The 15,300-nt window shown below is 34.6% G+C and carries 13 protein-coding genes; 5 read left to right on the forward strand and 8 right to left on the reverse strand.

Annotated features, from left to right (window positions below; translation table 11 throughout):
* Positions 1-119: 119 nt before the first annotated feature.
* Positions 120-2,297 carry a S9 family peptidase gene (locus J8281_RS07010; protein WP_210196901.1) on the reverse strand — a complete coding sequence of 726 codons (2,178 nt, stop codon included), beginning with the start codon at positions 2,295-2,297 and terminating at the stop codon, positions 120-122.
* 498 nt (positions 2,298-2,795) lie between these two features.
* Here J8281_RS07010 and katG point away from each other — a divergent pair, with 498 nt between their 5' ends.
* On the forward strand, positions 2,796-5,102 hold the full coding sequence (gene katG / locus J8281_RS07015) for a catalase/peroxidase HPI (RefSeq protein ID WP_210196902.1): 2,307 nt from the start codon (positions 2,796-2,798) through the stop codon (positions 5,100-5,102).
* Positions 5,103-6,297: 1,195 nt separating this feature from the next.
* Here katG and J8281_RS07020 read toward each other — a convergent pair.
* On the reverse strand, positions 6,298-7,035 hold the full coding sequence (locus J8281_RS07020) for a toll/interleukin-1 receptor domain-containing protein (RefSeq protein WP_210196903.1): 738 nt from the start codon (positions 7,033-7,035) through the stop codon (positions 6,298-6,300).
* Between the two features lie 571 nt (positions 7,036-7,606).
* On the opposite strand from J8281_RS07020, the gene J8281_RS07025 reads away from it, so the two are divergent.
* Positions 7,607-8,035 (forward strand): DUF4231 domain-containing protein, encoded by a 429-nt coding sequence (locus tag J8281_RS07025; RefSeq protein WP_210196904.1) that lies wholly within the window; start codon positions 7,607-7,609, stop codon positions 8,033-8,035.
* 89 nt (positions 8,036-8,124) lie between these two features.
* Entirely contained in the window at positions 8,125-8,913 is a 789-nt protein-coding gene (locus J8281_RS07030; protein WP_210196905.1) for an N-acetylmuramoyl-L-alanine amidase, read from the forward strand.
* A 353-nt stretch (positions 8,914-9,266) separates the two neighbouring features.
* On the opposite strand, the gene J8281_RS07035 is transcribed toward J8281_RS07030, so the two are convergent.
* Positions 9,267-9,617 carry a hypothetical protein gene (locus tag J8281_RS07035; protein ID WP_210196906.1) on the reverse strand — a complete coding sequence of 117 codons (351 nt, stop codon included), beginning with the start codon at positions 9,615-9,617 and terminating at the stop codon, positions 9,267-9,269.
* A gap of 112 nt (positions 9,618-9,729) precedes the next feature.
* Here J8281_RS07035 and J8281_RS07040 point away from each other — a divergent pair, with 112 nt between their 5' ends.
* Positions 9,730-9,939 carry a hypothetical protein gene (locus tag J8281_RS07040; protein ID WP_210196907.1) on the forward strand — a complete coding sequence of 70 codons (210 nt, stop codon included), beginning with the start codon at positions 9,730-9,732 and terminating at the stop codon, positions 9,937-9,939.
* 225 nt (positions 9,940-10,164) lie between these two features.
* On the opposite strand, the gene J8281_RS07045 is transcribed toward J8281_RS07040, so the two are convergent.
* The 3 genes from J8281_RS07045 to J8281_RS07055 form a co-directional block, all read right to left on the reverse strand.
* Positions 10,165-10,929 carry an SDR family NAD(P)-dependent oxidoreductase gene (locus J8281_RS07045; protein WP_210196908.1) on the reverse strand — a complete coding sequence of 255 codons (765 nt, stop codon included), beginning with the start codon at positions 10,927-10,929 and terminating at the stop codon, positions 10,165-10,167.
* 281 nt (positions 10,930-11,210) lie between these two features.
* Entirely contained in the window at positions 11,211-12,671 is a 1,461-nt protein-coding gene (locus J8281_RS07050) for a DUF692 family multinuclear iron-containing protein (protein WP_210196909.1), read from the reverse strand.
* 9 nt (positions 12,672-12,680) lie between these two features.
* Positions 12,681-13,091, reverse strand: a complete 411-nt coding sequence (locus J8281_RS07055) for a hypothetical protein (protein ID WP_210196910.1) — start codon at positions 13,089-13,091, stop codon at positions 12,681-12,683.
* Positions 13,092-13,581: 490 nt separating this feature from the next.
* On the opposite strand from J8281_RS07055, the gene J8281_RS19820 reads away from it, so the two are divergent.
* Complete coding sequence (locus J8281_RS19820) at positions 13,582-13,716, forward strand: hypothetical protein (protein WP_256437875.1); 135 nt, start codon at positions 13,582-13,584, stop codon at positions 13,714-13,716.
* Between the two features lie 72 nt (positions 13,717-13,788).
* Here the strand turns inward: J8281_RS19820 and J8281_RS07060 are convergent, their stop codons facing one another.
* Both J8281_RS07060 and J8281_RS07065 read right to left on the reverse strand, forming a co-directional pair.
* Complete coding sequence (locus J8281_RS07060) at positions 13,789-14,643, reverse strand: sterol desaturase family protein (RefSeq protein WP_210196911.1); 855 nt, start codon at positions 14,641-14,643, stop codon at positions 13,789-13,791.
* 170 nt (positions 14,644-14,813) lie between these two features.
* The gene (locus J8281_RS07065; RefSeq protein ID WP_210196912.1) at positions 14,814-15,260 is read right to left on the reverse strand and encodes a hypothetical protein; all 447 of its coding nucleotides are present in this window, start codon (positions 15,258-15,260) and stop codon (positions 14,814-14,816) included.
* Between the last annotated feature and the right edge of the window lie 40 nt (positions 15,261-15,300).

Raw genomic sequence — 15,300 nt, forward strand, 5'->3', positions numbered from 1 at the left:
AAGACCGTCTTAAAAATAATCATAGATGTCCTTTAGAGCCCGTCTATGTATTGAAAAGACAGGTTCTAGACATCAAAGCTATACATTTCGTACGTTTAGATGGCCTTGTAAGCTGAAGACTATTCCTTTATTCCTTCAAGATCCATCATAAAAGCATAAGATAATGCTGTTCTTTTATAGCGAGCAAAACGACCAGAAGCACCTCCGTGTCCTGTTTCCATATCACAATCCATGATTAATAAATTATCATTGGTTTTTAGTTCTCTCAGTTTTGCAATCCATTTCGCAGGTTCCCAATACTGAACTTGACTATCCCAATATCCAGTTGTAATCAAAATATTTGGGTACGCTTTTGCTTCGACATTATCATAGGGAGAATACGATTTCATATAATCATAATATTCTTTGTTTTTAGGATTTCCCCATTCGTCGAATTCAAACGTCGTTAAAGGAATAGTTTCGTCGAGCATTGTAGAAACAACGTCTACAAAAGGCACAGCTGCTACAACTCCATTCCATAAGTCAGGTTTCATATTAAGCACAGCACCCATTAATAATCCGCCAGCACTACCCCCACTAGCATACAAGTGATCGCTACTTGTAAAGCCTTCAGCTATGAGATGCTCCCCTACAGCGATAAAATCGGTAAACGTATTTTTCTTTTGTAATAATTTTCCATCTTCATACCATTGTCTACCCATTTCCTGCCCTCCTCTGATATGTGCTATTGCATAAATAAAGCCTCTATCCAGTAAACTTAACCTTGTACTACTAAAATAAGGTTCTGTACTATATCCGTAGGATCCATAAGCATACAATTGTAAAGGAGTATCAGAAGATGGCGTAACACCTTTTTTGTAAACCAAAGAAATAGGGATTTGAACTCCATCTTGCGCTGTGGCATATAAACGCTTTGACACATAGTTGTCTTTCGAAAAGCTAGCATCAACCACTTCTTGTTCTTTCAAGGTCGTTTGTTCCTTAGTGTCCATGTTGTAATCGATAGTACTTCTAGGCGTTGTTAGCGAAGTATAAGAATATCGCAAAACGTTGGTATCAAAACTTGGGTTTGTAGCAGTATATGCAAGGTAAGCAGGATCATCGAATTGTATATAATGATCATTATCACCATTCCAATTCATTACTCTAATTGTTCGTAAACCTTCTTTTCTCTCCCCCAGCACTAGATGATTTTTAAAGATGGTGAAATTTTCTAGTAAGATATTTTTTCTATGCGGTATTACTTCTGTCCAGTTTTCTTGCGTAGTTGCATTGATCGGTGTTTTTACCAATTTAAAATTCGTTGCATCTTTATTGGTTCTAATATAGAAATGATCTCCAAAATGAGCTACCTCATACTCAAGATCGCGTACTCTTGGCTGAATGACCTTCCACTTGCCATTAGGAGTATCAGCATCTAAAAAACGATATTCGGTCGATAGTGTTTGCTGACTACCAATCATAATAAATTTATCTGACCTTGATCTATAAACAAAAGTACTAAAAGTGTCATCTTCTTCATGATATACCAATTCATCTTTAGATTGATCAGTCCCCAATACATGTTTATAAATCTTATTAGCTCTCAATGTTATAGAATCTTTTGACGTATAAAAAACTGTTTTATTATCGTTAGCCCAGGCAACTCTTCCATTCGTATTTTCAAGTTGATCAGGGAGTGTTTCGCCAGTCTGTAGGTTTTTAAAATAGATTGTGTATCGGCGTCTTGAGATCGTATCAATACCATAAGCTAGTAACTCGTTATTTGGACTTACAGATCTACTGCCGATACCAAAATACGAAAATCCTTCTGCCATATCAGGACCATTGAGCATGACTTCTTCTTCGGCATCATCTTCAAGCTTCTTACGACAGTATAACGCATAGTCCATTCCTTCTTCATATCTAGTGTAATAAGAATAACCATTGTCATTATAAGGAACAGATGAATCATCTTTTTTAATACGGCCTACGATTTCATCATAAAGCTTTTTCTGCAATTCTTCTGTATGTTTCATCGCAGCAGTTTTATAATCATTCTCAGAGTTTAGGTAATCTAACACATCTTGAGTTTGCTCATCGGGCTGTTCAGCATTCTTTTGCTCATCAGATAATCGCATCCAGAAATAGTTATCAATACGGGTATCACCGTGTGTGATAAGCTCTTTTTTGACTTTTTTAGCTACCGGAGCTTCTATAGATTGATGTGGTCTACCACCTGATGAATCATCTTCTTTTTTACATCCTACGGCAAAAACTATAGAAATAATGAAGAATTTAATTAATTTAATTTTCATACCTTTAAATTTTATTAATTGTTTGATATTAAGATAGTTATAAAAATTAGAACATATATAATCGCTACGCTTTCACATTAAAAATTTTATTACTATTCGTTTCATATTCAGGAGAATTTAATTTGAGTAAATTCTTGTTATGATGTTGTGAATGTATTCATTTTTTTATGAATAGAAATACACTTGCCCCGGATATTTTTACTTAGACTTTTATATCGAATCTTATGCTTTACTGCTCTAATACGACATTAAAAACTCGGATAACAATAATTTTTTAGCTAAACCTTAAGATACAGTTTATCGTTTTTTACATAATTTCAGTAGCCTTAAAAATTTAGTAAAACGTATGTTCTTTACTTAAGAAGTCATTTAAAGTTTTGACCCTTATTACGATATTCTAATACCTAATCCGGGTTCAAGTTAAGAACCTTAAAATTAATTTTTTTGAATACGAATTTACATCAGTTCATACTATAAACTCAACAAAAGATCCAACCCATGAAAGAATTTTTAACTATTGAAAATCCAGAAAGTTTAGGAACTTGTCCCTTTCGCGGAACCAGAATTGGTGGTGCCTTAGGTAAGCAACCTCAAATTGATGACTGGTGGCCTAATCGTCTTAAGGTCGAATTACTTCACCAGAATCCTCCATTAGCCAATCCATTGTCTAACTTGAATTACCGTGAAGAGTTCGAGAAAATTAATTATGAAGAGTTAAAAAATGACATAAAACAGCTGTTAACCGATTCTAAAGAATGGTGGCCTGCAGATTACGGTAATTATGGACCGCAAATGATTAGAATGGCCTGGCACTCTGCAGGATCCTATCGAATTGCTGATGGTCGCGGTGGTGCTGGAGAAGCTATGATACGTTTTGCGCCATTAAATTCTTGGTGGGACAATGGTAATATTGATAAATCAAGAAGATTAATTTGGCCTATAAAGCAAAAGTATGGTCATGCCATCTCTTGGGCAGATTTAATTATTTTAACGGGTAATTGTGCGTTAGAAATTATGGGTTTCAAAACATTTGGTTTTGCTGCTGGTCGAATAGATGCTTGGGAGGCAGATAGAGGTACGTATTGGGGTGCCGAATTTTGGAATGGTAAAACGGTCTTTGAAACTCCAAAGCACAATCACAATGGTCACCCGGGAGAAATGGTAACGCGATCCATACGTTGGAAAGGAGAACCCAAAGATGAATATTATGATCTGGAAAATCCACTGGCAGCTACAAATCAAGCATTAATATATGTTGATCCAGAAGGGCCAAATGGTAATGGGAATCCGTTAGACTCTGCACGTGATATTCGAGAAACTTTTGCTCGTATGGCGATGAACGATGAAGAAACTGTAGCCTTAATCGCCGGTGGGCATGCATTTGGAAAAAGTCACGGAATGGTCTCTGCAGAAGAAATAGGGCCCGCACCAGAAGGCGCGCCATTGAGAACTATGGGTATGGGGTGGCAAAACCCAAAAGGCTCAGGTTATGGTAAATACACTATGACTAACGGAATCGAAGGTTCGTGGACTCCAAACCCAACACAATGGGATAATCATTACCTAGAGAATCTTTTTAAATATGAATGGGAACAGACCAAAAGTCCTTCGGGAGCTATTCAATACAAACCTGTAGATAAAAATGCACCCAAAACTCCAGACGCTCATGAAAGAGGTAAGATGAACGAGTTAATGATGATGACTTCTGATTTGGCTCTTAAAACAGATCCAGATTATAATAAAATCTGTCACAAATTTCTAGAAGATTTCGACTATTTCAGTGAGGCATTTGCAAAAGCCTGGTTCAAATTGACGCATAGGGATATGGGGCCAAAAGACCGTTATTTCGGTCCAGAAGTGCCTAAAGAAGATTTAATTTGGCAGGATCCTATTCCACAAAGAAACTATGAAGTTATAGATTCTGAAGATATCAAATTACTAAAAAATAAAATTTTAGAAAGTGGGAATGGTATATCCGCTTTAGTTTCAGCCGCTTGGTCTAGTGCATCTACTTATAGAGATTCAGATAAAAGAGGTGGCGCTAACGGGGCTAGAGTGACTCTGGCACCTATGAATGATTGGATCGTTAATCGCCCGGAAGAGCTTAAAGGTGTAATATCTTGTTTGGAAGCTATTGCCGAAGATTTTAACACCTCGCAATCCTCGAATAAGAAAGTATCCATGGCAGATCTCATTGTTTTAGGAGGTTGTGCAGCGATTGAAAAAGCTGCAGTCTATGCAGGAGTTACCGTTAGTGTACCTTTTACCCCAGGACGTATGGATAGCACTCAAGAATTGACAGATATCGAAAGTTTTGAATGGTTAAAACCTGTTTCTGATGGATTTAGAAATTATCATAATGATCAGGTAGGTTTTCACATTTTACCAGAACATATATTTCTGGATCGTGCGCAATTGCTTACACTATCGGCGCCAGAATGGACAGTTTTAGTAGGAGGTCTAAGAGTTTTGGATCAAAATTATGACCGCTCAAAATTAGGTGTTTTTACCGAACAGCCCGAAGTTCTTACTAATGACTTTTTTAGAGTGATTACTAGTATGGATTACGAATGGATACCTATAGATAATAACGAGATGACATTCAATCTCAACGAGCGCAAATCTGGAATGACCAAATACAAAGCGTCCCGTTGTGATCTTATTTTTGGATCAAATGCTCAACTGCGAAGCATATCAGAAGTTTATGCTGCAGATCAAAGTCTTGACCGATTTGTTCATGATTTTGTAAAGGTGTGGGACAAAATCATGATGTTGGATAGATATGATGTAAAAACCGCAACCTAATCTGAGTTCGATTATGATGTTGTTGTATAGTATTCGTTTGTTTTCGTCTGTTTGATCGAGCCCTTCGTCAGAGCTCAGGACAGGCTCAATTGATACTTGGTTGATAAACTTAAAAATAACCTTTCGACCTCGCTTGAGATGACTGACTCGAAAATAGGATTTCTGAAAACAAATACATTAACAATCGAATTTAGATAAATGAGTATGGCCTGTGTTAAGGCGATAGCCAACTAAAAGAAAGGGAAACTTTTTGAAAAAATGTGGTTTTCCCACAACCTAGTGGTGAAATATATCTTGTATATTTGCAGCAATAAAAATAGAAACAAATATGATATATTCTTTTTGTCATTGTTTTTTATTCTACTCTTACCCATCATAATATTATATGTTGCATAGTAAGGTAGATTAAATTTGACCTTACATCTTTATCTAAATAATGTGAATTCTACATCACAATAATTCACGTTGAACCGATTTTTTGTTGTAAGTATTCAATTATTTTGAGATAAGCCTTGAAATAAAAACTAATGTCAAGCGGTTTGATGTATAGATTTACCCTTTACATGGACCATTATTAATAGTTCATTAAGAATATAGCTGTTGTGGCATAAGATTTGTTTTTTAATTTTTAGAGGTTAGTAATTAGCTACCTATTGAAATAAGACGCTATAGTATTACTGTCTAGTTGAGCCCTTCATTAGAGCTCAGGACATGCTCAGTCGAAACCTTTTTTACGAAGACGAAAAGTTCTCGACTGCCCTCAAACAGACATGTGGTAAGATTTTAAATTACCGAAAAACAATTTTTTATAACTAAAGCCCTTATGTATTTATCTACTGACCTCTAAAAAGTATAAACCAGTTCATTATTCTAAAGATAATACTATCAAAGAATAAATATAAATTTAGTGTTTAATTTAATTTTGAAACCATGTTCAAGCCAAATTTACATTTACGACATAGTTCCCCTAGAGGTTCGCTGGCTGTAAATCCATCTTTGATTGAACTTTTAGTACAAGCCTTTTGTGATCCTTGGCATATGAAATTATACTCATATGAAACGGAAATATGTATAGGTAAGATTAAAAGTTTAAGATTTTTGGGTAACCCAGTAGGTTCGTATTTGCGTTGGTTTGCTTTATGTCGTCTAGCTCAGGACGTAAAACAGGAGTAATAAAGATAAACTAGCCAAATACTTAACTTTTAGCAAGATGTTCTACAAAATGATACCCATTTGCTGTTAATGTATAGTATGATAAATTTTCTCTTTTAGTTTTAGAAATCAGCTCTAATGATTCTAGCTCGTGGATCACACGGATAACATCTTTTCTTTTTTTTGCTTTTGATAGCGTAAAAATTTTTTTAATCGAAAGACCGTTATCATGATGATTTTCAAAAAAGATATTCATTATCATTACGCGGTGAAATGAAGTTCTAAGCTCATCTAACGAAATTGTATGACCATGTCTAGAGGGAAGAATGGTACTTGATGATAAAACACGTTTAATTTCTTGAGTGACTTTCACGTAAAGTGCATCTCGCTGTCCTTCATTCATTATAATTAATGGTTCTGAAGGTGAATTAATAGCTTGAAATTTTGAAATGGCTTCAATATCATGAAACATACAATGGCTTACAATGATAGGAAAAATATGCGCTCCCTCGTCTCTGGCAGCACTCAAAAGTGCGGGTAATTCTTCGTTTGCAATAAAATCGGAAGAAATGAAGTTAGCGCTTACCAAAAGTATGGCTACCTTTGTAGTGTTTATGGCTTTATTAATTTCTACTCGCCAATCGGCACCAGTTTCTATTTTGGAATCTTCCCAAATTGTAAATTGATATTCGCGCTCTAAGTAGCGCAAATGAACGCGTAAATCATTCAACCACTTGACATCTTTTTTACTATAACTAATGAAAACTCCATCTCGTTTCATATCCGCTTGCTATGATCTAACTATTTAATTTTCCTTTCAATCTCAAAAGGTACTTCTCATACTAAATTCATTATAAAAATATAAGATTAATAGAGAATTCTCATATTGAACTCGTTGAAAATTGTTAATAATTATGAATATATCCTTTACATAATAGCGATACAAATCAACGTCAGTCCAAATACATTTCAAAATCTCATTATTCTTATATTCAGCTATTTGTGAGGATAACCTGAAACAAGCATGCGTTAAATTCATTTCATTATTCTGGTTGACCATAATAGTGTTGGCCTTCAACTTGAATATAAATTATATAAGAGTTGATTAAACTTTGTAAAAAAATTCTAAGAATTCATGATATCCTACGTAAGATTATTAAATTTAACGAGAGTTTAAATCATTTGCTTATTGGCTACATCAGAAATTCTGGTGCACTTAAACTCGCTTTATGCACTAGAAAATCCCCGCCTGCCATTATATTTAGAAAAAGGTGGGCAGGTATTGTTGCCTGAAACTGTTGCAAAACCTCATAACGAAAGTCTAATACATAACCCGGATTAACATAAAAACCATGACTGAAGATCAATATATTAAAGAACGAGTAGACGACCAGATACGGTGGTACGATACAAAGAGTTCGAGAAACAAATCATTACATTTATGGACAAAAGGGCTTGTAATCACCTTTTCGGCACTTATCCCTTTCATATCAGGATTTCTGAAATCGGGACCAGAATATCTCGATTATGTGGTAGGGATTCTAGGTATGGTCGTGGCAATTTTAACCGGTGTTTCCGAATTAATGAAATTTCAAGATAAATGGGCTAAATATCGTACTACTGCAGAAACTTTGAAGCATGAAAAATTTTTGTTTAGCACACAATCCGGGCATTATCACGGTCAAGAAAACTACTTTACTATATTTGTGGGACGTATTGAAGCGCTCATCAGTACTGAAAATTCTGATTGGAGTAAGATTATTAGTGAAGACAAAGATTAAGAGAAATCCTATTCATACTTCATATTCCCACCAATGAATTACTTAAAGAACATATGTAAAGGTTATTGGCAGATTAAAACAATAGTATTATGAAAGCTTCAAGTATACTCACTCACGAGAAATCATTTTTTAAAACCGGCAAGGATTCTCATGGAAAACAGTTCATTATCACACCAAAATCCATTCCTACAGGTGACGGAGAACTAATGAACTATTTTGATTGTAAACGACAAAATAATGATGACTCTTTTTATTTTGATGAAATAGAGAAAAAAACTAAAATTGTTTTACATTTTACAGCAGGATACCTAAAAGGTGATATCGCGCAACTTACTATCCCTTCTAATAATGTGTCGGTACCTTTTGTAATAGCAAGAGATGGTAGTATACTCAAACTGTGGTCCTCAAAATACTGGTCATATCACCTAGGGCGTGGTGCAATTGGCGGAAATACAACTATGAGTAAGCAAACGATAGGGATAGAACTTTCAAATATAGGTTTTCTTAAAAGAATTGGTGATAACTTAGTTTCTGTATACTCTGATACAGATATCTATTGCAATAGTAAGGATACAAATCTTTATAAAAAACTTGAAACTCCTTTTAGGCAAGAGAACTATTTTGCAACATTTACAAAAAAGCAGTACCATAGTCTTGCAATATTAATCAAGTATTTAACTAATGAATACAAGATTGCCAGAAATTTTTTACCGGTACACAAAAGGTATACTACGCTTAGCAAAACTGAAGTGCAGAATTTTGAAGGAATTCTATCTCATATCAATTATCGAGTATCCGGAAAATGGGATATTGGCGAGGCTTTTGAGTGGGATCAACTCATACAACATGTTGATCATGCTTCGGTAAACAACTTATAGCTAATTACTTAAGGTACAGGTTTAAAATTTTTTTATTGACACCGCCAAAGGGTATAATACCCTAAGGCTTGCCTCGAAATTGAAAAATTGTTTTCAACGAATGCCTCGTGGGCTTGCCCCTAGGTAGTTTACTTATAGATAAGCCTTTGCAAAGTTAGATCATGATTCTCGAATAACCTTCTCCTCTACTCTTTTGGTTTTGTGTTTCAATTACTGACTGTCAAAAGTTGCACATATGCAAAAAAGACCTAAAAAGAGGTCTTTTTTTGAAGATATAGGTTAGTTCAGGGTATTGATATACTTTATTGGCACCACCAAAGGGTATACTACCCTGAGGCTTGTCCCAAGGAAGTTTATTTTCCTGCCAATACTACATATGAATCTGAAACAGGAGTTATATTATAATTTTTGATGTTATTGATATCTTGTAAATGTTTTGCGGCTTCTGCGAAAGCAGTATCCAGAGCGCTCATTTCTGAATTTTTACCTACAACAATAGTCTTAGAGATTATAGTGCCATTGGTATATTCTACAACCATTTTCCACCTTTTAACAGAGTGAGCATTTCTGTTTTCACTCCTACCCTCTTCTTTTTTATTCGTATCGGTTTTCTCATTTTTTTCTGTGGAAAGATAATCTCTATTAGAAGAGTTTGCGTGTACCATAAAGGTAAACAATATCGCAGTTGCTAGTAAAAGTTTCATAATTGATGATTTGAATTAGTATGACTCAAACATACAAACATTTTTTGTATAATCAAATATTTTTTTAATAAAAATTTATTTGTATATTTGATTCCTTTTTTCATATTCTACTATGGTAAACAAGAAATTAAAAAGACTTTTAAAAAAAAGTAAAGGAGAAAAAACGATCTATGGTATTTCAAAAGCTCTAGGGGTTAGCCCCCAGGCTGGCGATTATATTGTAAAAAGAAAAGATTTGGTAAAGGATTTTGAGCGACTAAAGACAATTGCCGACTACATGGGTGTTGAGATTAAGGACATTATTGACTTTAAAGACAAATAGACCCGGTTAAACTACCTCCAAACAAATTCAGAATATAGTAAGAAGCAAATTTCAATTTTGCTATAGGTGTTATAGTATTATGCCTTTAGTGAGGTAGGTCAATTTCTTTTGGTGGTGCCTATAAAGATGGTAAACAAGAGTCTTGATTATAAAACTGAGAATATCAATTTAGAAAGTGTATTCTAGTGCATAGTACTTTATAATCCTAGAAGAAATTCGATATTTTTATCGAATATGGCTTCCTGCATTTATATCAATTGTAGCTCCTGTTGCATGATCCATATAACCGCTACACATCATTCCGACCATGGGAGCTATATCTTCTGGAGTGGTTAATCGATTAAGAGCAAGTTCGCTAAGTACTTTTTCTTCACCATGATCTTCTATAAATTGTTCTGCCATTTGTGTTCGGGTAAATCCTGGAGATACAACAAAAGATTTAATATTCTGTTTTCCAAAAGACCTTGCTACACTACGTGCAAGAGCTACCAAACCACCTTTTGAAGCTGCATAAGCGAGATATTCTTCGGTTTCACCTCTAAAAACAGCTCTACTGCCTATAAAAACAAAGGTACCTTGATTCTTTTTTACAAAATGATCAATTCCTAATTTTGTTAAAAGACCTACAGAATTTAAATTAACATCCATTGTCTTTTTCCAGGTGGCATACCAGTCATGGGTATCTTTTCTAGTAGAATGGGCTAAAAAGATTCCTGCATTTAAAACAATACTATCTAAACCTCCGAAAGTATCTATAACATTTTTGAACAAATTTTCTACTTCATTTTGATTTCCTAAGTCTGCTTTAAAGGATTTGGATTTTGTTTCAGGAAAGGTAGTGATAAGACGATTTGCCGATGTAGTATCAGTATTATAATGTACAGCGACAGTGGCTCCCATACGCATTAAAAAACCAGCGATACTCTTACCAATTCCGTTAGAAGCGCCTGTAACTAATATTTTCTTACCTTTTAAATCTAATTGTATCATGATTCTACCTTTTAAGTATAAAAATAGTAGAATTAACGAGATAATCGAGGTGTAAACACTGCATGAATTGCTTCAAAGTAAGCAATTTCAAAGTAAACTCATATAACCTAAGTCGAGACTACTTTTATTGGCACCGCCAAAGTGTATAATACCCCCGGGTAATTTACTACCGGGTATGCCTTTGAACATAGCATCCTAATTATCAAGTAAAAATTAGTTTCCTAACTTGATAGCTAATGAGCTTGTTTTCATCATTCACTTAAATTAATATGCAAAATACGTTACGCTTCCAAAATCATCCAGTCCATTGTATTTGCATCAGGCGTAATCTCGATCTCATACTTTCCTAACGCTCCTCTGTTTTCCGGTAGTTTTCCTTGTGAAAGTGCTTTAAACATAGGTGTAGGGTCTACATCGAAATCAACGATTCGCTTGGTGTCATCTAGTAATGTTTGTAAAATAGCGACTTCATATGCTAGTAATCGATCTAACCAAGGCAGTTTATAGTTTTTATTTTCTAGATAGTGCGCAAAATTTATAGCTTCTTTATGACTTAACTGTTCTGGTGGTTTATGTTTCCAAAAGTCGTTTAGCAGTGCGGCAAATATCTTCATACCTAAAACCAGCATCATGTATCTTGTGGTAAGCTTAAATACTCGAGCTACCATAGAAGCACGAAACTCCTTAATTAACTTTTGATATACGGCTATTCTATCACTTTGGATCCCCATTGTACCATTTACTTCGACACTAATCACCTGGTGGCCTAGTAATTCTTCCCAGGCTTTAGGTTCAAATTCTTTATTTAATATCTGAATATTTTGAACACCTCTAGGCATTTGTTCTTCTTTGGAAATTGTATAAGGTATAGCTCTATCATCCCAAAGACGTTTTACTTTTTCCATTTCTGAAATAATAACAGCGTCGCCTGCTACCGGTATGTATGAATCAAAAACTTCATAAGTTATAGCCTTTAAGTTTCGAAGTTCAGGAAGAATTTCTTTGGTCAAAGCTAATAACCTTTTATCAATAGGACCAGAATGAGAATCCATCCAAAGATCGTTAAGCTCTGTACCTCCTGCGATATGCATTTCGACAACATGATCAAGAGGTATTTCTTTTAAAAACTCTTCAATACTCTGGCGGCCATTAAGTTGATTGGCAAATATATTATGGATGTCTAATAATATACCACAACCTGTTTCCTTGCATAGATGAGATACAAAAGCCCCATCATTCATTTCCAAATTATTTGGTTTGAGATAGTTTACTCCCGTTTCTATAGCAATAGGTCGAGAAATTTGTTGTTGAAGATATCGAATATTGTCTATTGTAAGCTCTAGACCTTTACGTGTTTGACAGGGCGGAAGAAAAAATCCGGTATTAAATTCGGTTGTAGCATTAAAACTAAGGTGTTCTGTAACCCACGGGCTATCGAATAGCTGCGTAGCATAGTTGATAAGTGTAAGTTGATCTTGTTCTGGCATCCTACTACCCGCTACCGGTGCACCTATACTATGAACCAATTTATGGTATGGTAGCTTATTGATCTCTTCAAAAACAGTGATAGGTATTTTTAATTGATCATTTGTATCGCGAACGCATAATGTTTGAGGTTCTATTTCTAATGTATTTATAAGTCCTTTAGGAAAATCGATAGATAGCACCGTAGGAGAATAAATAATGCCTACCCCTAGAAGAGGTAGGCTTGCTAAATTTTGAGTGCTTTTTGTAATCCCCATAAAGCAACCCTAAAAATTGAAGTCAAATTGATTCTGGAAGAAGATATCATGACCAGAGCAACACGCACGGCAGCCAATTTCTTCAAAAATGTTTTTAATCGCACTGTCGATTTTTCCGATATCGAATGAAACATTTGATGAAACACCTACGTTCAATGTTTTTGTTGCTAGCGTTTTACCAAGTTGTATTTGTTGTACTTCTGCTGAAGCCAATGATGTAGGTACAACATTTTCTTGCGAATCCAGGACGTAGTCTCTTAAAGTTTCAAAATAGCAATCCACTCCAGAAAAACATTTAGGACACCCTAGTTCGTCTAAGAGATTGTACATACTCTTTTGAAAAGCATCTGCATTGTAAGCCACCTTTGCCGGAATGGATAACCTCACAGCTCCCCGCCCTTTTCTTTGATCAAATTCCATCTTATTGTTGATTTTAAATTAATAATTGATCAAACTTATAAATTCAAAATACTTTAAAACAGAGGTTTAGCACTGCTAAAGTGTAAGTGTTTTGCCCCATATTCTACAGGTTAATCACACCTGGTACAATCAAAAATATGTTAATTATTGTTAAAATAGTACCTTTTAATACATAGTACTGTAACCAAATCTATTTTCATACGTCTAGTAAGTATCATTACATTTTTAAAAACACAGAAAATATGAGAACTTTAAACAACAATCAAATTACAAATCGAGTACAAACTACAAACAGTTATATCTGGAACTCTAAAAGACGCTATAGATAATTTAATAGTATTTATTCATCAAAAAACGAAAAACATGAGAACTTTAAACAACAATCAAATTACAAACCGAGTACAAACTACAAATGGATACATTTGGAATTTAAAAAGACGTTATAGATAATTAGGGCTAAATTATTCATCAATCTAAACATAGTAGTATTATGAACTTCATACATCATTTTAAAAGTAAATTACAGCAAGCTACAAAAAAGCAACAACTATTCACCCAGTCTGTGGTAGGCGAAAATGAGTATGAAGTTCATATTCGTATTCGACCCAGGTATTATTCTTATTGATATTTTAAGATCTTTTGTCTTAATTTTTCTTTAGTAGAAAAGTCTCGAGGGAGTGCTCTTGCATAAAATAGGTTAGACTTTAGGTTCTTTTTGCATCTCAAATTTAGCACTAACAGGTGCACGATAACCCGCAAAAGGTAGTTTGAGCAACTTCCCTATTCTTGTATTAGAATCCACATCTGGATACGTATCTACTCCATATTTCAAATCGCTAGTAGACAATTTAGAAAACGTTCCGAAAATTCTATCCCAGATCGAAAAAATATTTCCGTAGTTCGTATCGGTATAAGGTAGCACATAATGGTGGTGTACTTTATGCATATCTGGCGAAACTAGAATCCAGCTTATTACAGTATCCAACTTTTTTGGTAATGAAATATTAGCATGATTAAATTGAGATAATACTACCGATAAAGATTGATATAGCATAATAATTCCTATTGGTGCTCCTGCGATAAAAACTGCTATCGTGGTAAACACGAAACGTATAATGCTCTCACCTGGATGATGTCTATTTGCCGTCGTAGTGTCTACATGGTTATCAGTATGGTGAATCAAATGAAACATCCATAAAGGTTTTACCTTGTGCTCTATATAATGGGCAAACCAGGCACCGATCAAATCGAGTATGGCAACCCCTACCAGAATATTTGCCCAAAGCGGCATTTCTAGCCAATGTAAGATTCCAAAATTGTGTGCTACGGTCCAATCACTAGTTGTAAGCAATATAAAGGCCAACACAAAATTTACCACAATAGTAGTAAGCGTAAAGAAAATATTTGGCCAGGCATGTTTAAATTTTTTATACTCGAACTGAAATAAAGGCGAAGCATACTCAATCAACCAAAAAAATGTAATTCCTCCTACCAAAATCAGGCTGCGATGTGAAGAAGGAATGGTTTCAAAATATTGAATTATTGTTTCCATATCTGTAATATTCTATTTAGACCGTTCTGTATTTTAGCTATTTTTAAATCGAAATCCGTTAATTCGAGTGCTTCTTTCTTAGAAAAAGTAGTTCAAAAAGGGCGTATCACTACAAAACTATCCGAACTGATTTAGATAACATATACAAAAGACATCTTTATCACAATTAGCTATGCACTTTTATGCTTTGATGTGTTTTCTCCCTTATGTGTGAGACTTTTTGCCCAAACTATCGCATCTTCAAGATTATCGAAATTTCTAAAGCTATTTCGAACAAATAATTTTTCTACCAATGAAGCTATTAAACCCTTTTGTGTGTAGCTTACGATAGCGTAACCTCTTAACTTATAATTGTTTCTGAAAAATTTGATCCAATCACTAGGCTTAACAGAATAAGAGTGTACACGATTACTAATATACACTATATTTTCGCCATTGTGATCATACAAATGCGTAAGTTCTTCAACGATCGGTTTGGCATGGTCGTCCCAGGTATACAATGTCCCTTCTTCAATTTCGGCTACTACAAAAGTATCAAAGAGATAATAGGTTCCGCAAGAAAACTGAATTTCTTGTATAGCACCCTGGTAAAAGGCAGATTCTTTTATATAACCCATAATATCGTAAATAGCTTTTCAATATAGTAATTATTTTATC

Origin of the sequence: Aquimarina sp. U1-2, assembly GCF_017897595.1 — a bacterium.
Taxonomy (GTDB): Bacteria; Bacteroidota; Bacteroidia; order Flavobacteriales; family Flavobacteriaceae; genus Aquimarina.